The following is a 20,323-nucleotide window of genomic DNA, read 5'->3' on the forward strand; positions in this document are numbered from 1 at the left end:
GAAGAATAAGAAATGGTGATGATGCTGAGTAAGGGAATATGGAAAAGCCTATCAGTGAAAATAATAAATTCGAATAACAATAAATTGACATAATTTCAAATTGCAAACAATCGCACTAACATTTCATTATGTGAGAGGACAGGGTATGAGTGAAAATAAAACGTTGGAATGTTCCTCCGACGAAACGGCAAATGAGTGGAAAGTCGGGCCCGGCGCCTGGATTTCACTGATCATCGTATTGTTAGTTTTTTCCGGATTACTGTTTAAGGTTGAAGGCATGGCCTGGCTGGGGGCGTTTGACTTTACCACCCTCGGCGGCGCGTTCGGCACCATGAAAACGCCGGAAACCAACACCTTTATCGGCAGCGGCGGCATCAGCGCCAAGGCCGGCTTCCTGTTTGCCCTGTCGCTGGTGCCGACGGTGATGCTGGCGCTGGGGCTGCTGGAGATATTTACCCACTACGGGGCGATCCGCGCGGCGCATAAGCTGCTGACCCCGCTGCTTCGCCCGCTGCTCGGGATCCCGGGTTATACCGGCCTGGCGCTGATTACCGATTTACAGAGTACCGATGCCGGCGCGGCGCTGACTAAAGAGCTGTATGACAGCGACAAAATAAATCGTAAGGATCTGGTTATTATGGGCGCCTGGCAATATTCTGGCGCCGGTCTGATTAATAACTACTTCTCGATTGGCTCAGCGCTGTTCGCTTCGTTAACCATTCCTATCATTATTCCGCTGCTTTTAATGTTTGTGCTGAAATTTGTCGGCGCGGCAATCACGCGTCTGGTTCTGAATACCGCTTATAGAAGGGATTTTGAAAATGAATAATTCGGCAAAAGTCGGCAGTAACCCGTTCGATATTTTCGTTATCGGCGCGCGCAAAGGATTTAATATCGCCATCAACAATCTGATGCCGAATGTATTAATGGCCTACGTGATCGCTGAAATGCTCAATTTGCTCGGCGTGATGCAGATCATCGGCCACGTCTGCGCGCCGCTGATGGACCTGTTTGGCCTGCCAGGCGAAGCCATTACCGTATTGCTGACCTCCTGGCTTTCCGCCTCTGCGGGAACCGGCGTGGCGGTGAGCCTGTTGAGCAAAGGCACCCTCAACGTGGCGGATATCACGATTCTGATCCCGGCGATTTTCCTCATGGGTTCGCAGCTTCAGTACATGGGGCGCCTGCTCGGCGTGGCGGATGTCCCGAAAAAATATTGGCCGCTGCTGATGGCGGTGAGCATTATCAATGCCGTCATCGCCATGCTGGTCATGCGCGTGATTGCATAATAGAAGGCAAGGAGTAAGACGTGTCGCGAACTTTAGAGCATTTCAATTATCTGCACCAAATCCCTGAACTGGGCTTTGAGGAGCACAAAACGTCGGCATACATCGGCGATGCATTAGAAGCCGCGGGGTTTCAGGTTCAGCGCAACGTCGGCGACACCACCGGCATTGTTGCGCTGCTGGATAGCGGTAAGCCGGGGCCGGTCGTGGCGCTGCGGGCGGATATGGATGCGCTGGGCCATATCATTGATGGCCGCTTAGAGGCTCGCCATACCTGTGGTCATGACGGTCACTCTTCGGTGGTGTTGACCGCCGCGGAAGAGATCCTCGCCGAAGGGCTGGTAAAGCGCGGGAAGCTGAAAATACTCTTTCAGCCCGCTGAAGAGCTGGGCACCGGGGCGATCGCGCTGACGGAAGCGGGCGTGCTGGACGACGTAGAGATGCTGTTCGGCTTCCACCTCAGGCCGCTGGAGGAGTGTCCGAAGGGCAAGGCGGTCCCGGCGATGTACTACTCCGCCTCGGCGACGGTGATGGTCGATTTCCACGGCAAAGCCGCGCATGCCGCCCGGCCTCATCTGGGCGTTAACGCGCTGGATGCTGCGTCGCACGCGGTGCAGGCGGTAAACGGGATTCATCTGGCGCCTTCGCTGACCTGGAGCGCTAAAGCGACGCGCTTTCTGTGCGATGCGGGAGTGACCAACTCGGTGCCGGCAAAAGCGCACGTGTGCTGGGATCTGCGCAGCGCGGAAAATGACGGCATGGCGACGTTGAAAGAGCGGGTGGTGCGGGCGATAGAGAGCAGCGCGGCGGCTTACGGCGCCACCGTCGATATCCAGATCGTCAAGGAGATGCCCGCCGCGATTATCGACGAACAGGCTACGGCTATCGTCAGCCAGGCGATTCGCGAAACGTTTGGCGAAGCCGGCTTAACGGCAGCGAAGAGTACGCCGGGCAGTGAGGACTTTTTCCACTATCTGCGCCTGCGTCCACAGGTGAAGGGCGGGTTCTGGGGGCTGGGCTGCGACCTGCTCCCGGGGCTACATCATCCGGAGATGCGCTTCGACCGCGCCGCGCTGGCGGATGGCGTGCGGGTGTTTAAATCCTGCATTCGCCAGTTGCTGGGCTGAGGGAACAAACCCGGATATTGTGCTCGCTGTACGCCGCCGGGCGATGATTCGCGCCTGGGTTACGCCTGCGGCGGAAACTGAGCCAGCAGCTGATAATCATCCCCGGCGACGCGAAACAGGGCTGCCGTTTGGCCGGGGAGAATCCACTTCTGTTCTTCGCCCGGCGCACAGCTCAGATAAATGCACAGCCCGCAGCCGCCGCGCAGCTGGCGCGGAATGTCCTTCACCCGGAAGGACGCCCCCGCCGCCTGCAGGGCTTTGCGCATCCGCACTACCCCCACCGTTGAGTGAAATAAAAACAGATATTCCGTCACCGGCGGCTCCTCTGACGTAAGCCGATCAGCGCTGCGCCGATCGCCCCGGCAAACTGCGCGTCGGGATGCGTCTGCACCGCCATACCCATGTGCCCCTGCAGCCTCCGCGCGAAGGCGGCGCAGTGGCTGACGCCGCCGGTAAACAGCAGCGGCCCCTGTGCCGAAAGACGACCGATAAAATTGGCGCTGCGTCGGGCCATGGCGTTGATCACCCCGGCGAGGATCGCCTCCGGCGGCACCCCGGCCGAACGCAGGCTGATGACCTCGGATTCGGCGAATACCGTACACATGCTGGTAATCGCATGGGGCTCAACGCCTTCGGTGATGCTGTCGAGCTGTTCGACGCTGGCCCCCAGCGTACGCGAGATCACCTCCAGAAAGCGCCCGGTGCCCGCCGCGCATTTATCATTCATCAGGAAATCGGTGAGATTACCCGCCTCGTCCAGTTGGATAACCTTACTGTCCTGGCCGCCGATGTCGATGACCGTCCGGGTCTGCGGGGCCAGCAGCCGCGCGCCGAGCCCGTGGCACGAGATCTCGGTGACCTGCTTATCGGCGAAATGCACCAGCTGGCGTCCGTAGCCGGTTAAGGTTAAAAAGGGGCGTTCGCTCAGGCCAGCGCGGAGCGTTTCCCACGTCTCAACGATGGCGTCGGCGGGGCGAAACGGCGTCGGGCAGAGAAAGCGGCGCTGAATCACGCCGTCTTCAAGCAGGATGCCTTTGGTGGCGGTGGATCCGGAATCAATCCCTACGGTAACGGTCACGTGCGCTCCTAAAGCATCTCAATAAAGGCCGCCACGCGGGTGCTGAGCTGGCCGATATCCGCCGTCGAATAGTCGGTCTCAATGGCGATATAGGGGATGTCGTGCTGCTGGCGCACGTGGCGTTTTATCGCCAGCGACTCCACCGCGTAGGTATGGCAGGCCTGCAGAATGACGTCTACCACGCCGTCCGCCTGATATTCATCCACCATCTGGCTAAGCAGGGAGAGTCGCTGGTCGTTCGGCGAGATGCAGGAGCAGCCGATGGCGAGATATTTATCGGTCAGGGCGTCGTAAACGTCGCCCGTCTCCTCCACGCAGCGCTCGGTGGCTTTCGCGCCGGTGCAGTTTTCAAAACCGACCACCCAGCCGCCGTTGTCCTCAATGGCCTTCACCACTTTTTCCGCCGCGCCGCCGATCGGGCAACCGGTGATCAGAATACGCGGCCGCGCCGCCAGCCGTTTGCCCTCTTGCCACTGCAGGCGTACCCGATCGGCCATGTCGTTGAGCTCATCGATCAGCGCCGCTTTATCGAAGCGGAAGGTCGCGCCGTAGACCACTTTTAAAATATCGCTGCCGCTGAGCGCGGGCGGGTTGAGCTGCCCGACGCGATAAAAGTTCGCCAGCGCCCGCCGTTCGCGGTTCTTGAGGATAATCGCCTCGCGCAGGGCGGCTTCGGTGATCGGCGTACCAAAGCGATCTTCCACTGCCTTCTGCAGGCGCAAAATTTCCGCTTTCCATAACGCTCGCGAGGCATCATCGCTGGCGCTGTTCGGCAACTGCATCACGTGTACGGCTTTGAATTCGGCCATGTATTCGTACATTTTCTTTTTGCCGTCGCAGGTGGTTTCGCCCACCACGAGGTCGGAAAAGTAGAAGTAGGGGCATTTGTCGGTCTTGCCAAAGCCGTAGCTGCTTTTTATCAGCGGACAGAGGTTGCGCGGCAGATCCTTTTCCGCCTCTTCAATCGTCTCGTCGGAGGTGGAGCACAGCGACACCACCACTGCGCCGGCGGCCAGCGGAATTTCCTGCGGCATAAAGGTGCAGTAGGTGCCAACCAGCGGTATGTTTTGCTCTTTAAGCTCCATGACCGTGAGGAAACCCTGCTGGCGGGCTGCGGAGAAGTGGTCAAAGATGGCGGGTAGATCGGTGATAAGCGACATGGTTTTCCTTCCCCGTACACGGGAGATGATGAAAGAGGTCGCATTATACCCCTGTTTATTGCATGGATTTATTGATCTCCCGCTAATAGACTTTTTTCAGGTCCATCTCTTCCTGAATCCGATCGCTCCACGCAAGGTGGGTGGCGATGGCCGCATCAATCCCGGCGTTATAAAACATTGGACCCAGCTCTTTCGCAATAAAGTCGACAAAGAATTCCGCGTCAAATTGCTCCAGCTCCAGCTCAAAATTCTCTTCGCAGTATTTACACAGCTTCTCGCGCAGCAGATCGCGTTGCGGCGGGCTGAGATCGATATCGCTCATGGCGTTCCTTAATCAATATTGTTACGGTGAATCAGGGCCGCTGATTATATCCGATAGCGACGCTCCCGTGGGGTTATAGCGTGATGTTTTTGGTCGCAGTGAAGGAGAATGAATAAATAGTTCAGGAGATAATTGTGACAGAGGTCACGGTATTCCCTGTGTAATGGAGACTATAAGAGATATTCTCATAACTTTATGAATTTAAATGAGATATTATGATTTTTATGATGTGAATAACATTTAGTTGCGCTCGCCTTTTTTCAGCATGTCGGTATCTGGATGAATAATCTATGAACCTGATTTCAGGTTATCTGGCTTACGGGATTTTTCTATAAGTACATTCTGACGGCGATTCATTTATCAGGGGTGAAGGATGAAACGCGTAAAACTGGATATGAATGTTTTTGACGCTGCTCTGATGCGCCTGGATTGGGTATTTGATACTTTCGAGCAGGTCTGTTTATCTTTTTCGGGTGGCAAAGACTCAACGGTATTATTTCATCTGGCGGCGGCCGTTGCGCGTAAAAAAGGGAAAAAGTTTGCGGTATTGTTCGTGGACTGGGAAGCACAGTATTTATTAACTATCCAGCACGTGCAAAATATGAAAGAGCGCTATCAGGACGTGGTGAGCCGCTTCTACTGGGTGGCGCTGCCGATGACCACGGTGAGCGGCGTATCGCAGCATGAGCCGGAATGGGTCGCCTGGCGGGCCGGTGTTGAATGGGTAAGGCAACCGCCGGATGACGCCATCACCGATATCGATTTTTTCCCTTTTTATCAGCCGGAAATGACGTTTGAAGCCTTTGTTCCGGCCTTTTCGCACTGGCTGGCTGCCGGGAGAAGCCTCGCTTCGCTGATCGGTATCCGCACCGACGAGTCGCTACATCGCTACATGGCGCTCACTTCGCCGACCAAACTGCGCTTTGAGGACGATAAGCCATGGACCACCGCCTCGCCGGAAGGGTTCAGCTACACCTGCTATCCCCTCTATGACTGGCGGACCCGCGACATCTGGATCTTTAATCACAAGTCGCGGCTCCCCTACAACCCGCTCTATGACCTGATGCACCGCGCCGGCGTACCGCTGAAAAATATGCGCGTCTGCGAGCCCTTCGGCCCCGAGCAGCGGCGCGGGCTGTGGCTTTATCACATTCTTGAGCCGGAGACCTGGGAGCGGATGTGCCGTCGGGTCTGCGGCGCGCACAGCGGCGCGATTTACGCCAACGCCAGCGGCGACTATTTTGCGCTGAAGACCAAAATCCGCAAACCGGCGCATTTTAGCTGGCGTGAGTATGCGCTCTTTCTGCTCGACAGCATGCCGGAAAAAACCGCCGAGCATTACCGCAATAAAATCGCTATTTATCTGCACTGGTACCAGACCCGCGGTTTCCCTGACGATATCCCCGATGAGCAGGAAAAAGATCTCGGCTATCGCGATATTCCCTCATGGCGTCGCATCTGCAAGACGCTGCTGAAAAACGATTTCTGGTGCCGGATGCTGTCGTTCAGCCCGACGCAGCCTAAGCACTATGAGCGTTACTGTCGGCTGGTGAGTAACAAACGTAAAGAGTGGAGGACGCTTTGATGTCACCGGATGTGGCTAAGACAGTGATTGAGTATCTCGAGTCGTTTGACGATATTGACCTGAAAATCAAAGCGATTAACGAGCTGAAGAGCCTGATCCACCAGCACAGTCCCTTCTGCCGCGAGCCGGTGGACTGCGTGCTGTGGGTCGAAGCCAACACGGTTGAGGCGAATGACTACAACCCGAACGTGATGGCGACGGTGGAAAAAAAGCTGCTGGAGCGCTCTATCGAACTGGATGGTTTTACCCAACCGGTAGTGGTAGCCCGCCAGCAGCGACGCCACCTGGTTGTCGACGGCTTTCATCGCCATCTGATTGGTAAGAGTCGCCCGGAGCTGAGCCGCCGCCTGCATGGGTATCTTCCGGTGACGCTCATCAATGCCGAGCGGGAGGGGCAGAAAGAGCGTATCGCCGCCACCATTCGCCATAATCGCGCCAGGGGCAAACATCAGATCGCGGCGATGTCCGACATCGTCCGCGATTTACATCGCCAGGGGTGGGACGACCGACGCATCGGCGAAGAGCTCGGTATGGATGCGGATGAGGTGCTGCGCCTGAAACAGATCAGCGGCCTGACGGAGCTGTTCGCCGACGAAAGCTTTAGTGAAGCCTGGACCGTGGAGTAGCCAATGCGCGCTACTCCTGCGCCAGCGTGGCTTCCGGCTGCTGGCGTATCCGGCTTAATAAACCCGCCAGACAGCACGCGGCCGCGATCCCCGCTGCCACCCCCAGCAGATGAAAAGGCAGCCTGCCGCCGTTAAACCACAGCCAGCGCGCCGCTTCGATAGAGAGCGCGCTGACGCTGAGGATCACGATGTTCAGCGACGCGGAAACCGTGCCTTTTGGCAGATCGTTTGAAAACAGGGTAAAGCGGAACAGCGTCGGGAAGATCAGCCCGATGCCGAAAGCATAGAAGCAGGTGCCGAGCACCGACCACAGCCAGACGTGCGGCCACAGCAGGTTGCCGAGGATCAGGATCGCCAGCCCGGTCATCTGGATGGGCACCGCGCGCCAGATAAAGCGCGGGCGGGTGGGATCTTTTACCCAGCGCGCCACCGACAGGTTGGCAATAATCACCGCGCTGAAGACCGGTACCTGGGTCCAGGCGAACTCGGCGGTAGTCAGCCCGCCGTCGTCAATCAGGATAACCGGCGAGACCGCAACCCAGCTCATCAGTGGAATATAGCTGAGCGAGAGCGTGGCGGCGCCGAACAGAAAAACGCGGTTGTGGAAAACATCGCGGAAATCGCGCAGCACGCCGCTGGCGCTGAAGGGGACGTCGCCGCGCCGGACGGTCTCCGGCATATTCAGCAGCAGCCCCAGCCAGGCGATAAACCCCATAACGGCAATAATCCCGAACAGCGCTTTCCAGTGCACGAAGTGCATCAGCGCCGCGCCGGAGAGCGGGCCAATTATTGGCGCGATCAGCACGATCGAGGTAATAATCGCCATCAGCTTAATGGCTTTTGTCTGGCCGAACGCCTCCTGCACGGTGACGTAGCCGACCGTGGCGATAAAACAGATGCTGGTGCCCTGAACAAAGCGCGCGGCGAGGAACTGCTCCATTGAGGTGGTGAACAGGGTCGCGAAGCAGGCCAGGGTAAAGATCAGCGCGCCGGTGAGCAGCACCGGGCGGCGGCCGATACGATCGGAGAGCGGCCCGAGCAGCCACTGTAGCGCCATGCCGCCGGCCATATACAGGCTAACGGAGGCGGGCGCCAGCGCCACGTCGGCGTCAAAGTCGCGGACCACGTGGATAATACCCGGCTGGATAAGATCGGTGGTCAGATAGGCGGCAAAGTCATAGAGGATCAGCGCTGCCGGGAAGAACAGGGTGGCGGAATGGCGGGCAAAAAAGCGGGTCATCCATTGCAACATCGGTGGGCTCCTTGTTGAGTCTCTACGCCATAAATAGCCGTTTATGCGCGCACTATTTCAGCACTTCACACTGCAATAAATTTAGGGTCAACCTAAATATCCATGTTCTTTTAGTGGCCAATATATATTGGCGTAAGGAATACTTTAAAAACAAACAGTTGAATTAAATATGTAAATGCAGCAGCGCCGGGATTTGTGAAAACAGCCACAGCAGCAGACCGATAGTGCCGCCAACCAGCGTGCCGTTGATGCGGATAAACTGCAGGTCCTTACCAATGTTCAGCTCGATTTGTCGGGACATATCGCGGGAGTCCCAGCTTTTGACCGTATCGCTGATATGGCGCGTCAGGAAGGTGGCAAACTCCGGGGCCACCCGGTGCGCCGCCTGCTCAAGGTGTTCGTTCAGCGATTCTCGCAGCGCCTCATCGTGGAGCAGCGTTTCGCCAAACCACTGCCCGGCTTCGGCAATGCGCTGCTTAATGCGTGAATCGTCGCTATTAACATCGTTTTTAACCCAGCCGCGCAGATCGGCCCATACCTCGCCCAGATAGCGGTTAAAGGTCTCATCGTTTTTCAGATAGGCTTTGATATTGTCCGCTTTTTCCGCCATTAGCGGATCGGACTTCAGGTTGTCGATCAGCTTCAGCGCCGCGCGATCGAAGGCCTGGCGGATCTGATGGGCGCGATCCTGACTCACTTCGTCGAGCAGCGTGTTAACCGCATCGGTAACCATTTCAGCGCTGTGCTCGCCAAGCCATTCGGTAGGCAGCAGCCTGGCTTTTAGCGGATGCTCGGTCTCCAGCCAGTGTACGATTCCGCGGGCAATAAACGCCCGCGAGCTGTCACGCTGGAGCAGGGCGATCAGCTGGCTAATCAGCGAATCGAGCAGCTTCTGGTGACGGTTATCGCGCGTCAGCCCCTCCAGCATCATGGCGCTGGTTTGGGTTAAATCGACCTTATCAATCGCTTTATGCACCGCCCGACGCAGCAGCCGCTGAATGCGCGCGTCGTCGGTAAGCTCGAGAAACCCGCTCATCACTTGCAGCAGATGCTGGCCGACCCGCCGCGCGTTTTCCGGCTGGCTGAACCAGTTACCGAGCATCAGCGCCGGTTCATAGCGGCGGATCAGTGCCACCAGCGACGGCGTATCAAGAAATTTTTCCTGCACGAAATAGCCGAGATTATCGGCAATCCGATCCTTATTACGCGGAATAATCGCCGTATGTCGCGAAACGAACGGCAGCGGAATACGGCGAAACAGCGCGACTACCGCAAACCAGTCCGCCAGCGCGCCGACCATTGCCGCTTCGGAAATAGCCTTTAGCGCACCGACCCATGGCGTTGGCGGCAGCACGAGGGTAGTGATAAAAATGGCGGCTGCAATCAGCAGCAGCGAGAGCGCCAGCAGCTTGGCGCGTTTCAGTTCAGCGAGTTTTTCCATAAGCTTAAGCATATAGCCTGACGGCGAACTCGTGCAAAAACTGCCACACAATCCAACAACCAAAAGCCATCAATACGCCGCCGGCCGTGCGCTCGACTCGCCAGACGACGGCAGAAAGGCGGCGCTGCACCGACGGTAGCGCAATCAGCGTGACCAGCAACAGATCCCATATCAACACCACGCTGGTCATCCAGGCCCCGCTGACGGCCTGCTGCACCAGCGTGACGTTCGGTCCCAGCAGGGAGGTCATCAGCGCGAGGTAGAACAGCGCGTTTTTCGGATTGAGCAGCGAAGAACCCAGCCCGAGAAAAAGCTGCTTCACCAGCGGCGGGCGCGAAGCCGAGGCGCCGTGCAGCGCCAGCGTGGCCGGGCGGCTTCTGAGCAGCAGGCTGCCAATCCACAGCAAATACGCCGCACCCAGCAGCTCAATCGCCGTAAACAGCAGCGGCGCCTGGCGCAGGATCCCCCAGCCGATAATCGCCAGAAGAATATACAGGCCGTTTCCGGCGGCGATGCCGAGACACAGGCCAACGCTGCCGCGCAGGCGATAGCGGATGGCGTAGCCCACCAGCAGAAAAAAATCCGGTCCGGGGCTCAGCAGGGCGACAAAATGGGAGAGCGCCAGCGCGGGGAAGGCGGAGGGAAAGAGCGTAGCGAGTATGTCCATAGCAACCTCAGTAATAACCTGAGGTCACCCTACGCCAGCGCGAACGCTAATTATTGTCTGTTATTGATCGGGATTGCGCATACTGGCGCGGCGTGGCGGCGGTATAGCTGACAAAGGTTTTATGAAAGTGGCTCTGGTCGGCAAACCCGGCCTGGTAGCCCACATCGGCGATATTATCCCCGGCGCGCAGACGCGTTTTGGCGAATTCAATCCGCGCGATATTGATAAAGCTGGCGGGCGTCAGGCCGGTATCCTGCTTGAAGGCGCGGATCAGCGTCTCTTTACGCAGCGAAAACTCATCGGCGAGGCTATCCAGCGTCGGCGGCGCCTGCAGATTGGTTGCCAGACGACTGAACAAACGCGCGCTGGTTTGGCTTAGCGCTGCAGGCGCGAGCGGGCGCAGCGGCAGGCCGCGCAGCAATCGGGCGACGCTTTCGGGTAACGTGGCGGTGTTCTGCTGGCTCATCAATTCCACGATTTGCAAATACCGGGCAAACAGTTCGGCATCGCGTATTACCGGCTGGGAGGCTATTAACCGCTCTTGATGCATATCGTTGGCCAGCTGTCGCCGGCACCAGCTTAGCTCGAGATAGAGCATATGGTAGCTGCGCGGCTGGCCGTCGCGCGGATTGCAGCTGTGGGGAGCCTGGGCGGGGATAGTAATCAGATCGCCCGGCCGCAGCAGATACTCCTGCCCGTTGCAGATACAGCGCGTTTCCCCCTCGATAATCGCCCCCACGGAGAGCTGCGGATGGCGGTGACGTTTATAGGCCTGGCGGCTGTTCCAGGTACTGCGCAGCTCCAGCCAGGGCAGCTGTTCGTCGCGCCAGAAGGTTTGCTGAATATCGCGCGTATGGCTCACGATGGGCTCCTTAGCTGAGAGGGATAGCTGTTTATACCATGCCGTTTCCGCTGGTGGATATTACCGCTGTGCCTGATGACGAAATTGTCCAACATCGAAGAGTCGCCTGACTGGAGCTGATGCAAAACATATTTATCAGCGCGATTGGCTGGGTTTTGTGGAACCTCTGACGGCCATTTTGCTTAGCGGATACGCTAATGACAGGCAGCTAACATGCTGTTTAATTACCTGATTCACTCGGGCAAAGCGCTTCGGTTGGGGAAATTTATCCGCGAAGTGGGGCGCAGGCAGGGGAAGCGGGAAGGTCGACTTGAGGGCGTTGAGGAGGGGCAGCGGGCCGAAGCGCTGCGTATGCTTAAACGATGCTCGCCGAAGGTATGGCCCTGGAAACGGTGCTGAGAATTACCGGTTTGTCTGAGGCGGACATTCGGGCCGTTATTCACTAACTCATTGATATTATGTTTTTATTTCTGAGCGATTTATGCCGATAGGGCGATCCGTTTCATTTCTGGAAAATTCTGTATCTCTCTGAGTTTGGCCGCATCCTCAGCTATCTCGACTACCCTTAATATCCTGTGCGGTATTTATGACTGCGTTAACAGCGATAACAAGGAGACATACGATATGGCTTATCAGACGGTGAATCCTGCCAATAACCAGCTTATTAAAGAGTTTCCGGCACACAGTGACGCGGACGTAGAAGCGGCTCTGCAGAAGGCGGATGCGCTATATCATTCGCCGTGGGCGAAAGGGGATATTGACCAGCGTCTGCCGGTACTGCATAAACTGGCGGACTTGATCGACAGCCGGGTTGAAGAGTTGGCTAAAATCGCCAGCCAGGAGATGGGCAAACTGATTGAGCAAAGCCGCGGTGAAGTGAAGCTGTGCGCGCAAATAGCTCGTTACTATGCCGACAACGCCAAACAGTTTTTGGCGCCGGTGAAGTATCCGTCAGATTTGGGCGAAGCCTGGGTTGAACACCATCCTATCGGCGTGTTGATGGCTGTAGAACCGTGGAACTTCCCTTATTACCAGCTTATGCGCGTACTGGCGCCGAACCTGGCGGCGGGGAACCCGGTTATCGCTAAACATGCCAGCATCGTCCCGCACTGTGCGGAAACCTTCGCCCACCTGGTACGTGAAGCCGGCGCGCCGGAAGGGGCGTGGACTAACCTGTTTATTTCTCAGGATCAGGTGGCGAAGATTATCGCCGACGATCGCGTACAGGGTGCGGCCCTGACCGGGTCGGAAAAAGCCGGTGGCGTGGTGGCGGCGCAGGCGGCTAAACACATCAAGAAAGCGACGCTTGAACTGGGCGGAAACGATGTCTTTGTGGTCCTGGACGATGCCGATCTGGCGAAGGCGGTGAAGATCGGCGTGCAGGCGCGGCTCAACAACGCAGGCCAGGTGTGCACCGCGGCGAAGCGCTTTATCCTGCATGAAAAAATTGCCGACTCGTTCCTGAACCAGTTTACCGAGGCCTTCCGTCAGGTGAAAATCGGCGATCCGCTGGATGAGAGCACGACGCTGGGGCCGCTCTCCTCAAAAGATGCGCTGGAGACACTGACCAGGCAGGTGAATGACGCGGTGAAAAACGGCGCGAAGCTGCACATGGGCGGTAAACCCGCGCAGCGGGAGGGCAGCTTTTTCGAGCCCACCATACTCACCGGTATTACCCGCGATAACCCGGCCTACTTCGAAGAGTTCTTCGGCCCGGTTGCGCAAATCTACGTGGTGAAAGATGACGATGAGGTGGTGAAGCTGGCTAACGATTCGCACTATGGCCTTGGCGGAGCCGTATTCAGCCAGGATATCGAAAGAGCGAAACGCATGGCCTCGCGGATTGAAACCGGGATGGTCTATATCAACTGGCTAACCGATACCGCGCCGGAGCTGCCGTTTGGCGGCGTTAAGCGTTCCGGGTTTGGCCGCGAGCTTTCCGATCTCGGGATTAAAGAGTTTGTGAATCAGAAGCTGGTGGTCGTGCATAAATAACGGCGTGAAAGACAAAAACCTGCCATCCGGCAGGTTTTTTTGTGTTCACTGAACTTCAATCTTATCCCAGCCGCTCTTAAACATGCAGCTGTCGACGAGCGTATCTCTGCGCCCCTCATTGGCATCCTCAACCGTATAGCTGGTGGAAATATCCTTTTTCTTGTTCTTTTTGTCCGTTTTTTCCGAGCTTGAACCGGTAACGACGTTATCCGGGGGGAGATCGATCAGCGCCTGCGCTTCGCATTCCGTGAGCTTTTTATTCATCTCCGTATCGCTGACGCCCGGCTTCACCCATTTGTACTGGACGCAGCCTGACAGCAGCATGGTGAAGCTCAAAACGCAAAGCGCGGCGAAGCGGCTGTTCATCAGAAGGTAACCCCACCGCCGACATAGGCGCCGTCGATCAGCGTGTGGCCCGGGCGGCCATCTTTGCCGTCGACGCTGACATGACGATAGCCCACTTTCAGCGTCACCGGGGTGATGGGCGTCCAGCTTACGCCGCCGTTGGCTTCAACGTAGTTTTTGACGCTGTTGTTCAGGCCCTCCGGTGCGGCATAGCCCTCACCATAGAGATGAATGCTGTCGGTCAGGGCCACATTGACGCCGCCGCCAATGGGAAAGGCTACGCCGTTATCGCCTTTTTTTGGGCCGAGGTAGATGGCTTTCGCGCCGGCGTTGAACATCACCGGGCCGAGTTCCAGGTTATAACCCGCGCCGACGCCGCCTGTCTGGGTACCGTCATCGGTATTTTTGAGCCAGTTGCTTTCCACATACAGGCCAGAGGAGGATTTCCCCATTTCCAGATTCAGGTTGGTGAAGTTCTTGCCCTGCTCAACGGTGCCGCCCATCGCGAGCGCGGATCCCGAGACGGCAGTCAACGCCGAGAGAAGAAGGATATTCAGCTTTTTCATGTTTTATGCCTCATCATTACATTACGCGGAGGGCACCTTAACAATCGATTTTTATGACTGCAAATCAGCTAGCGATGACTGTTTTATGCTAATTTTGTTATTAGATATATTTATTTGTGTTGTTTGTTAGTTGTTTTTACTGCGGAGTCAATTGCTAATCTTTAGCCGTTGAGCGTGAGTTGAATCTTTTGGCTAAATATTCGCTGAACGGGCGAGAAAAATCGGTTGTTGACGCAATAATTGCCTTTCTAATTATTTCCAAAAACATTTCTGTTGTTACATATAAGAACAGAGTTTTACATTTCATTCGCGCACTCCCCCTCCCGAAGAGGGGGATAAGCTGCGTGGCTACTTGCGAAGGCTCGCAAATGCGGTGCGAATCTCATCTTCCGGAAGCTGTATTCCAATAAATACCAGAGTGCTGTGCGGCCGCTCATCGCCCCACGGCCGATCCCAGTCGGCGCTGTATAGCCGTTGAACGCCCTGGAACAGCAGGCGGTTGGGCTCGCCATCGATCCACAGCATCCCTTTATAGCGCATCAGCTGTTCTGCAAAGGTGAGCAGCAGGTTTTCCATCACCCGCGACACCTCACTGATATCCACCGGATAATCCAGCTCCACTACGATAGACGACACGTCGTTCTGCTTATCGGCCATAAAGTGGAAGCGCGGTTTGCTGCTGACCACGTTCTCTTCCAGCATAAAGCCGCTGGTGTTAAACAGCAGGTTCAGGTCGATATCGCCGTGGGTGACGTTGTAAATCGGCGCGCGGGCGTTAATTCGTATCAGCCGTTCGCGGAGCTTGTCGCTGTCGCCCGCCACGTCAGTTTTGCTGAGCAGGATGCGATCGGCATAGCCCACCTGCGACTGGGCGATGGTGAACTGATTCATCTGCTGGTCGGCATGAACCGCGTCAACCAGCGCAATCACCCCATCCAGCAGGTAGCGTTCACACAGCACATCGTGAGAGAAAAAGGTCTGGATGATCGGGCCGGGGTCGGCCATGCCGGTGCATTCGATCACCAGCCGGTCAAACGCGATGTCTCCGCGATCGAGGCTGTCGAGCAGATCGAGCAGGGCGTCTTCCAGCTCGTTGGAGCGGGTACAGCAGATACAGCCGTTGGTCAGAGTTTTAATCTGCGTGGCGCGATCGCCGATAAGCTGGTTATCGATGGCGACTTCGCCAAATTCGTTTTCAATAACGGCAATTTTAAAGCCGTGCCGTTCGTTCAGGATATGGCGCAGCAGGGTGGTTTTACCGGCGCCAAGAAAACCGGTTAACAGGGTAACTGCAATCGGTGCCATGTTTGCCTCCATTAGCAGCAGCGTACGCCGCCTTTTCCGTCGCCGCCGTAGCGGGCCTGCTGGCGTTCGCGAAAGAATTCGTCGTAGGTCATGTACGGCTGGTCCGGATGGTTAGTCTGCATATGCTCGACGTAATTATCGTAATCCGGAATGCCGATCAGCATTTTCGCTGCCTGACCGAGGTATTTTTTTGCCTGACCTAAGTTACCAAACATTGTGAGTCCCAGAGAACGAATAAAGCCGGATGGCGGCTAGCGCCTTATCCGGCCTACAAACATTCGTTTGTGTAGACCGGATAAGCGTAGCGCTATCCGGCATTAAGGTTTAGTGATGGGAAGAGGTCTTCACGCCGCCTTCCGGTACCGGCACGTACGGGGTCTCCTTATCGGTACGCACTTTATTGTTGCGCACGTTGAGCCAGGTTTTGATGCCGTAGAAAATGATGCTGTAAACCACCACCAGGAACAGAATGCTCAGACCCGCGTTGGTGTAGTTGTTCACCACGATATGGTTCATGTTGGCAATCTGCTGCGCGGTCAGTTCGCCGCCGGAAGCGATCTTCTCTTTGTACTGCTGCGCCATGAAGAAGAAGCCTTCCATCTGCGGGTTGGTGCTGAACAGTTTCAGACCTAGCGCCCAGGTGGTGCACAGTAGCAGCCAAGCGGCCGGGATCACGGTGACCCAGATATATTTGGTGCGCTGCATTTTGACCAGCACCACGGTGCCGAGCACCAGCGCCACGGCGGCCAGCATCTGGTTAGAGATGCCGAACAGCGGCCACAGGCTCTTCACGCCGCCCAGCGGGTCGACCACACCCTGATACAGCAGGTAGCCCCACAGGCCGACGCAGCCCGCGGTACCGATAACACCGGCCACCAGCGAGTCGGTTTTCTTTAGGAACGGCACGAAGTTGCCCAGCAGATCCTGCAGCATAAAGCGGCCTGCACGGGTACCGGCATCCAGCGCGGTGAGGATAAACAGCGCTTCAAACAGAATACCGAAGTGGTACCAGAAGCCCATATCCGCCATCGGGATGATTTTGTGGAATACGTGAGCGATACCCACGGCCAGCGTCGGCGCGCCGCCCGCGCGGTTCAGTACCGACGGTTCGCCGATATCTTTCGCGGTTTGCAGGATTTGCTCAGGAGAGATCACAAAGCCCCAGGAGCTAACGGTCGCCGCCGCGTGCGCGGTGACATCCCTCAGCTGCGCGGCAATCAGTGCGGCGTTTTCACCGCCCATTTCATGCAGATTCGGCATGGTGATGCCGAGGCCAGCCGGTGGGGTGTTCATGGCAAAGTAGAGGCCCGGTTCGATAATCGATGCCGCAACCAGCGCCATGATAGCGACGAAAGATTCCATCAGCATCGCGCCGTAGCCGATAAAACGGGCATCGGTTTCGTTGGCCAGTAGCTTCGGCGTCGTACCAGAGGCGATCAGGGCGTGGAAGCCAGAGACCGCGCCGCAGGCGATGGTGATAAACAGGAACGGGAACAGGGCGCCTTTCCACAGCGGGCCGGTACCATCAATGTACTGGGTCACTGCCGGCATTTTCAGGTCCGGGTTGAGGATAACGATCCCCAGCGCCAGGCCGACGATCACGCCGATTTTCAGGAAGGTGGCCAGATAATCGCGCGGCGCCAGAATCAGCCATACCGGCAGCAGCGCGGAGATGAACGCGTAGCCAATCAGGGTAAAGGTAATGGTGGTGTCTTTAAAGGTCAGCGCTGGGCCCCAGTACGGGTCGTGGGCAATGATGCCGCCGAACCAGATGGATGCCACCAGCAGCACGATACCGATAACTGAAACTTCACCCACGCGGCCAGGGCGCAGGAAGCGCATATAGATACCCATAAACAGGGCAATCGGCACGGTCGAGCAGACGGTGAATACGCCCCACGGGCTTTCCGCCAGCGCTTTCACCACGATTAACGCCAGCACTGCGAGGATGATGATCATTATCAGGAAGCAGCCGAACAGCGCGATGGAACCCGGCACCGGACCCATCTCCTGCTTGATCATTTCTCCCAGCGAGGCGCCGTTACGCCGCGAGGAGATAAACAGCACCATAAAGTCCTGCACCGCCCCGGCCAGCACGACGCCCGCCAGCAGCCACAGGGTACCCGGCAGGTAGCCCATCTGCGCGGCGAGCACCGGCCCTACCAGCGGACCGGCGCCAGCGATAGCGGCAAAGTGGTGGCCGAACAGCACGTAGCGGTTGGTCGGGACGTAGTTCAGGCCATCGTTGTTTATGACCGCTGGCGTAGAGCGCGTAGGGTCGAGCTTCATCACCTTTTGCGCGATGTACAGGCTGTAATAACGGTAGGCGACGAGGTAGACGGAAACCGACGCCACCACGATCCACAGCGCACTGACGTGCTCACCGCGGCGCAGAGCGACGACTGAGAGGCAAAATGCCCCGATGATTCCGAGAATCACCCAAGGTATGTGCTTGAGTAGTTTTTTGGTATCCATAGTAAAACCTGGCGTTAATTAGATTAATAATTGGCCGAAGCCGTCTGGTTTTGTGTTTGGGTTGGTGGAGGTATTGATTAGCTATGCTGGCTCCGATCTTGCCAGAACGCCGTGTGCGTAAAGTTGGGTAAATCGGTGAGTGGTTATATGCGGGGTTAAGCGGTCGCTAGCCGGGGTAAGCGGTTGGCTATGAAGTGAGCAGGAGGAAAATATGTGATTGAGATCACAGGGGTTTGTGGTGTGGCACGAGTCATACCAGCGGCAGATTATATCAATTCAAACTCATTATTCTCATTTCGTAATGAATTCACATTTCACCTTTATTACTGAAATATATTCACCGATCCAATAAAAATATCCCGCAATTGATGAATTCGCCGTTGAATTATTATTGCGGTGATTGCCTTATTAATATGAGTTGATATTTGTGTGCGTTCGCATGTATTTAATTGCCATTATTGAATGCTTGTCATCGACATGGATAGCCCTGGCTTAAAAAATAATGAATAAATGGAGTTTAATTCATAAGGTTTTTATTATCTCTGCGCTGCCAGTGTGGGGGTACGCCGCGCCTGCGGATACCGTACGTGAGCAGCAGTTCATCAACCAGCAGCAGCGCCAGCATGCCCTGGAAAGTCAGATCGCGCCGCCGTCACCGGATATTCATTTATCCGCGGAAGGAATAAATGTCGATGATGGGCTATTTCCCGTAGAACAACCTTGCTTTGCTATTTCTCAGGTTATTTTGCAGGGCGCCGAAGCCTTACCGCATTGGCTTCCGCTCCAGCGCCAGAAAAATAAAGTGATTGGGCGTTGTCTGGGAGGAAAGGGAATAAATCTACTGATGGCCCAATTGCAAAATATATTAATCGACCGCGGTTATATCACCAGCCGGATCCTTGCTCCGCAGCAGGACTTAAAAAGCGGTGTTTTACGCCTGGTAGTGATGCCGGGATATATCCGTGAAGCCAGGCTTACGGCGCAGAGCGATGATTATCTGTGGCTGGCGAGCGCATTTCCGGCGACTGATGGGAAACTGTTGGATTTGCGCGATATTGAACAGGGGCTGGAAAATCTGCAGCGCCTGCCGACGGTACAGGCCAGCATGGAAATTGTTCCGGGCGAGATGCCGGGGCAAAGCGATATTGTCATTAACCGCCAACAGGAGCGCTTCTGGCGCGTCGACGCCTCGCTCGATGATTCCGGCTCTAATGCCACCGGCCGTTATCAGGGGAACCTGACGCTGTCACTGGATAACCCGCTAGCCTTAAGCGATCTTTTTTACCTTTCCGGTTCACATAACCTCGATGGCAACGGCGGTAAATCCTCGAAGAACCTGACCGGCCACTATTCGGTCCCGCTGGGCTACTGGCAGTTCCTGTTAACCGCCAGCCAGTACGATTACGTGCAAACCGTGGCGGGGGCTAACGGCGATTACCAGTACAGCGGTAAAAGCAAGAACGTTGATTTCCAGCTTAGCCGCGTACTGCACCGTAGCGGTAGTCAGAAGACCACTCTTAGCGCCGATGTGTTAGCCCGCGAGCAGCAGAACTTTATTAACGACACTGAGATTGCCGTCCAGCGGCGGCAAACGGCGGCCTGGAAGCTTGGTCTGCAGCATCGCCATTACCTTGGCAACGCCACTCTCGATGGCGGAGTGAGCTACCAGCGCGGTACCCGCTGGTTCGGCGCTCAACCCGCGCCGGAAGAGCAGTGGGGGGAAGCAACCGCCCTCAGCAAGATCCTGCAATTTAATGCTCAGCTCAATTTGCCTTTTGCCTTGGGCGGGCAACGTTTTCGCTTTACCAGTCGCTATCAGCGGCAGATGAGTAGCACGGCGCTGACTTCGCCGGATATGTTTTCCATCGGCAATCGCTGGACGGTTCGCGGCTTTGACGGCGAGCGCACCCTGACCGCCAGCCACGGCTGGTACGTACGTAACGATATCGCCTGGTCGACCCCGTTACCGGGGCAGGAGTTTTATCTGGGAGCAGATTACGGCGAAGTCGGCGGCGCAGGCAGTGAAACGCTGGTGGGCAAACACCTCGCCGGAGGCGTGGCAGGGCTGCGCGGCCAGTACCTACGCGCCAGCTACGACCTGTTCGCCGGTATCACTTTAGACAAACCCGATGGTTTTAAAACCGAACCGGCAACTTTTGGTTTCAGCGTCAGCTGGAGCTACTGACTTTTACTCACGCGCCGTCCGGCGGCGCGTGCTGCGCACAGGGATG

Annotated in this window: 20 protein-coding genes and 1 pseudogene; 8 read left to right on the forward strand and 13 right to left on the reverse strand. The window is 56.5% G+C overall.

Going from position 1 to position 20,323, the window contains the following annotated elements; translation table 11 throughout:
• Window positions 1-145: 145 nt before the first annotated feature.
• Genes KCG39_RS21950 through KCG39_RS21960 form a run of 3 tightly spaced genes read left to right on the forward strand, consistent with a single transcriptional unit; the run spans window position 146 to window position 2,413 of the window.
• Window positions 146-829: a nucleoside recognition domain-containing protein gene (locus KCG39_RS21950; protein ID WP_004128538.1), complete on the forward strand. Its 684-nt coding sequence runs from the start codon at window positions 146-148 to the stop codon at window positions 827-829.
• Window positions 822-1,289, forward strand: coding sequence for a YjiG family protein (locus KCG39_RS21955; RefSeq protein WP_142467896.1), 468 nt, complete (start codon window positions 822-824; stop codon window positions 1,287-1,289). The genes KCG39_RS21950 and KCG39_RS21955 overlap by 8 nt, the downstream gene beginning before the upstream one ends.
• A gap of 20 nt (window positions 1,290-1,309) precedes the next feature.
• Window positions 1,310-2,413: a M20 peptidase aminoacylase family protein gene (locus KCG39_RS21960; protein ID WP_211811473.1), complete on the forward strand. Its 1,104-nt coding sequence runs from the start codon at window positions 1,310-1,312 to the stop codon at window positions 2,411-2,413.
• Between the two features lie 59 nt (window positions 2,414-2,472).
• Here the strand turns inward: KCG39_RS21960 and KCG39_RS21965 are convergent, their stop codons facing one another.
• The 4 genes from KCG39_RS21965 to KCG39_RS21980 form a co-directional block, all read right to left on the reverse strand.
• On the reverse strand, window positions 2,473-2,727 hold the full coding sequence (locus tag KCG39_RS21965; protein ID WP_004128543.1) for a putative Se/S carrier protein: 255 nt from the start codon (window positions 2,725-2,727) through the stop codon (window positions 2,473-2,475).
• Window positions 2,724-3,491: a putative 2-hydroxyacyl-CoA dehydratase activator YjiL gene (gene yjiL / locus KCG39_RS21970; protein ID WP_142467895.1), complete on the reverse strand. Its 768-nt coding sequence runs from the start codon at window positions 3,489-3,491 to the stop codon at window positions 2,724-2,726. Before yjiL ends, KCG39_RS21965 begins: the two co-directional genes overlap by 4 nt.
• An 8-nt stretch (window positions 3,492-3,499) precedes the next feature.
• On the reverse strand, window positions 3,500-4,651 hold the full coding sequence (locus KCG39_RS21975; protein WP_004128548.1) for a double-cubane-cluster-containing anaerobic reductase: 1,152 nt from the start codon (window positions 4,649-4,651) through the stop codon (window positions 3,500-3,502).
• An 82-nt stretch (window positions 4,652-4,733) separates the two neighbouring features.
• Window positions 4,734-4,973, reverse strand: a complete 240-nt coding sequence (locus KCG39_RS21980) for a DUF2164 domain-containing protein (RefSeq protein WP_004128551.1) — start codon at window positions 4,971-4,973, stop codon at window positions 4,734-4,736.
• A 373-nt stretch (window positions 4,974-5,346) separates the two neighbouring features.
• On the opposite strand from KCG39_RS21980, the gene KCG39_RS21985 reads away from it, so the two are divergent.
• Together KCG39_RS21985 and KCG39_RS21990 are read left to right on the forward strand one after the other, a co-directional pair.
• Window positions 5,347-6,558 carry a phosphoadenosine phosphosulfate reductase gene (locus tag KCG39_RS21985; RefSeq protein ID WP_004128554.1) on the forward strand — a complete coding sequence of 404 codons (1,212 nt, stop codon included), beginning with the start codon at window positions 5,347-5,349 and terminating at the stop codon, window positions 6,556-6,558.
• On the forward strand, window positions 6,558-7,184 hold the full coding sequence (locus KCG39_RS21990) for an IbrB-like domain-containing protein (protein ID WP_004128557.1): 627 nt from the start codon (window positions 6,558-6,560) through the stop codon (window positions 7,182-7,184). Before KCG39_RS21985 ends, KCG39_RS21990 begins: the two co-directional genes overlap by 1 nt.
• A 10-nt stretch (window positions 7,185-7,194) precedes the next feature.
• On the opposite strand, the gene mdtM is transcribed toward KCG39_RS21990, so the two are convergent.
• From mdtM to KCG39_RS22010, 4 genes are all read right to left on the reverse strand, one after another.
• Complete coding sequence (gene mdtM / locus KCG39_RS21995; RefSeq protein WP_004128560.1) at window positions 7,195-8,436, reverse strand: multidrug efflux MFS transporter MdtM; 1,242 nt, start codon at window positions 8,434-8,436, stop codon at window positions 7,195-7,197.
• A 163-nt stretch (window positions 8,437-8,599) separates the two neighbouring features.
• Window positions 8,600-9,889: a DUF445 domain-containing protein gene (locus KCG39_RS22000; RefSeq protein WP_004128562.1), complete on the reverse strand. Its 1,290-nt coding sequence runs from the start codon at window positions 9,887-9,889 to the stop codon at window positions 8,600-8,602.
• Window positions 9,882-10,544, reverse strand: coding sequence for a LysE family translocator (locus tag KCG39_RS22005; RefSeq protein ID WP_004128563.1), 663 nt, complete (start codon window positions 10,542-10,544; stop codon window positions 9,882-9,884). Before KCG39_RS22005 ends, KCG39_RS22000 begins: the two co-directional genes overlap by 8 nt.
• Window positions 10,545-10,590: 46 nt before the next feature.
• Entirely contained in the window at window positions 10,591-11,406 is an 816-nt protein-coding gene (locus tag KCG39_RS22010; protein ID WP_049113054.1) for an AraC family transcriptional regulator, read from the reverse strand.
• Window positions 11,407-11,435: 29 nt separating this feature from the next.
• Here KCG39_RS22010 and KCG39_RS28120 point away from each other — a divergent pair.
• Window positions 11,436-11,513, forward strand: a pseudogene (locus KCG39_RS28120) (Rpn family recombination-promoting nuclease/putative transposase); the annotation flags it as partial.
• A gap of 517 nt (window positions 11,514-12,030) precedes the next feature.
• Window positions 12,031-13,401, forward strand: a complete 1,371-nt coding sequence (locus KCG39_RS22020) for an NAD-dependent succinate-semialdehyde dehydrogenase (protein ID WP_142467894.1) — start codon at window positions 12,031-12,033, stop codon at window positions 13,399-13,401.
• Between the two features lie 45 nt (window positions 13,402-13,446).
• Here KCG39_RS22020 and KCG39_RS22025 read toward each other — a convergent pair whose 3' ends face one another.
• The 5 genes from KCG39_RS22025 to KCG39_RS22045 all read right to left on the reverse strand — a co-directional run bounded on the left by KCG39_RS22025 (window position 13,447) and on the right by KCG39_RS22045 (window position 18,092).
• Entirely contained in the window at window positions 13,447-13,767 is a 321-nt protein-coding gene (locus tag KCG39_RS22025; protein ID WP_004128569.1) for a hypothetical protein, read from the reverse strand.
• Window positions 13,767-14,312, reverse strand: a complete 546-nt coding sequence (locus KCG39_RS22030) for a YfaZ family outer membrane protein (RefSeq protein ID WP_004098290.1) — start codon at window positions 14,310-14,312, stop codon at window positions 13,767-13,769. Before KCG39_RS22030 ends, KCG39_RS22025 begins: the two co-directional genes overlap by 1 nt.
• Window positions 14,313-14,660: 348 nt before the next feature.
• Window positions 14,661-15,617, reverse strand: a complete 957-nt coding sequence (gene yjiA / locus KCG39_RS22035; RefSeq protein ID WP_004128572.1) for a GTPase — start codon at window positions 15,615-15,617, stop codon at window positions 14,661-14,663.
• 11 nt (window positions 15,618-15,628) lie between these two features.
• On the reverse strand, window positions 15,629-15,832 hold the full coding sequence (locus KCG39_RS22040) for a YbdD/YjiX family protein (protein WP_004108577.1): 204 nt from the start codon (window positions 15,830-15,832) through the stop codon (window positions 15,629-15,631).
• Between the two features lie 109 nt (window positions 15,833-15,941).
• Window positions 15,942-18,092, reverse strand: coding sequence for a carbon starvation CstA family protein (locus KCG39_RS22045; RefSeq protein ID WP_004128574.1), 2,151 nt, complete (start codon window positions 18,090-18,092; stop codon window positions 15,942-15,944).
• Window positions 18,093-18,594: 502 nt separating this feature from the next.
• Here KCG39_RS22045 and KCG39_RS22050 point away from each other — a divergent pair.
• Window positions 18,595-20,277 (forward strand): ShlB/FhaC/HecB family hemolysin secretion/activation protein, encoded by a 1,683-nt coding sequence (locus KCG39_RS22050; protein ID WP_142445084.1) that lies wholly within the window; start codon window positions 18,595-18,597, stop codon window positions 20,275-20,277.
• The last annotated feature ends 46 nt before the right edge of the window (window positions 20,278-20,323 follow it).

It is taken from the genome of Klebsiella pasteurii, from assembly GCF_018139045.1.
GTDB lineage: Bacteria > Pseudomonadota > Gammaproteobacteria > Enterobacterales > Enterobacteriaceae > Klebsiella > Klebsiella grimontii.

Bases quoted from the DNA above. Each gene is read 5' to 3' on its own strand.
- KCG39_RS21955 (WP_142467896.1), top strand. From the start codon at position 822: ATGAATAATTCGGCAAAAGTCGGCAGTAACCCGTTCGATATTTTCGTT.
- KCG39_RS21980 (WP_004128551.1), bottom strand. From the start codon at position 4,973: ATGAGCGATATCGATCTCAGCCCGCCGCAACGCGATCTGCTGCGCGAG.
- KCG39_RS22030 (WP_004098290.1), bottom strand. From the start codon at position 14,312: ATGAAAAAGCTGAATATCCTTCTTCTCTCGGCGTTGACTGCCGTCTCG.
- KCG39_RS22020 (WP_142467894.1), top strand. From the start codon at position 12,031: ATGGCTTATCAGACGGTGAATCCTGCCAATAACCAGCTTATTAAAGAG.
- KCG39_RS22000 (WP_004128562.1), bottom strand. From the start codon at position 9,889: ATGCTTAAGCTTATGGAAAAACTCGCTGAACTGAAACGCGCCAAGCTG.
- mdtM (WP_004128560.1), bottom strand. From the start codon at position 8,436: ATGTTGCAATGGATGACCCGCTTTTTTGCCCGCCATTCCGCCACCCTG.
- KCG39_RS22005 (WP_004128563.1), bottom strand. From the start codon at position 10,544: ATGGACATACTCGCTACGCTCTTTCCCTCCGCCTTCCCCGCGCTGGCG.
- yjiA (WP_004128572.1), bottom strand. From the start codon at position 15,617: ATGGCACCGATTGCAGTTACCCTGTTAACCGGTTTTCTTGGCGCCGGT.
- KCG39_RS22050 (WP_142445084.1), top strand. From the start codon at position 18,595: ATGAATAAATGGAGTTTAATTCATAAGGTTTTTATTATCTCTGCGCTG.
- KCG39_RS21950 (WP_004128538.1), top strand. From the start codon at position 146: ATGAGTGAAAATAAAACGTTGGAATGTTCCTCCGACGAAACGGCAAAT.
- KCG39_RS21985 (WP_004128554.1), top strand. From the start codon at position 5,347: ATGAAACGCGTAAAACTGGATATGAATGTTTTTGACGCTGCTCTGATG.
- KCG39_RS21990 (WP_004128557.1), top strand. From the start codon at position 6,558: ATGTCACCGGATGTGGCTAAGACAGTGATTGAGTATCTCGAGTCGTTT.
- KCG39_RS22025 (WP_004128569.1), bottom strand. From the start codon at position 13,767: ATGAACAGCCGCTTCGCCGCGCTTTGCGTTTTGAGCTTCACCATGCTG.
- KCG39_RS22040 (WP_004108577.1), bottom strand. From the start codon at position 15,832: ATGTTTGGTAACTTAGGTCAGGCAAAAAAATACCTCGGTCAGGCAGCG.
- KCG39_RS21975 (WP_004128548.1), bottom strand. From the start codon at position 4,651: ATGTCGCTTATCACCGATCTACCCGCCATCTTTGACCACTTCTCCGCA.
- KCG39_RS22045 (WP_004128574.1), bottom strand. From the start codon at position 18,092: ATGGATACCAAAAAACTACTCAAGCACATACCTTGGGTGATTCTCGGA.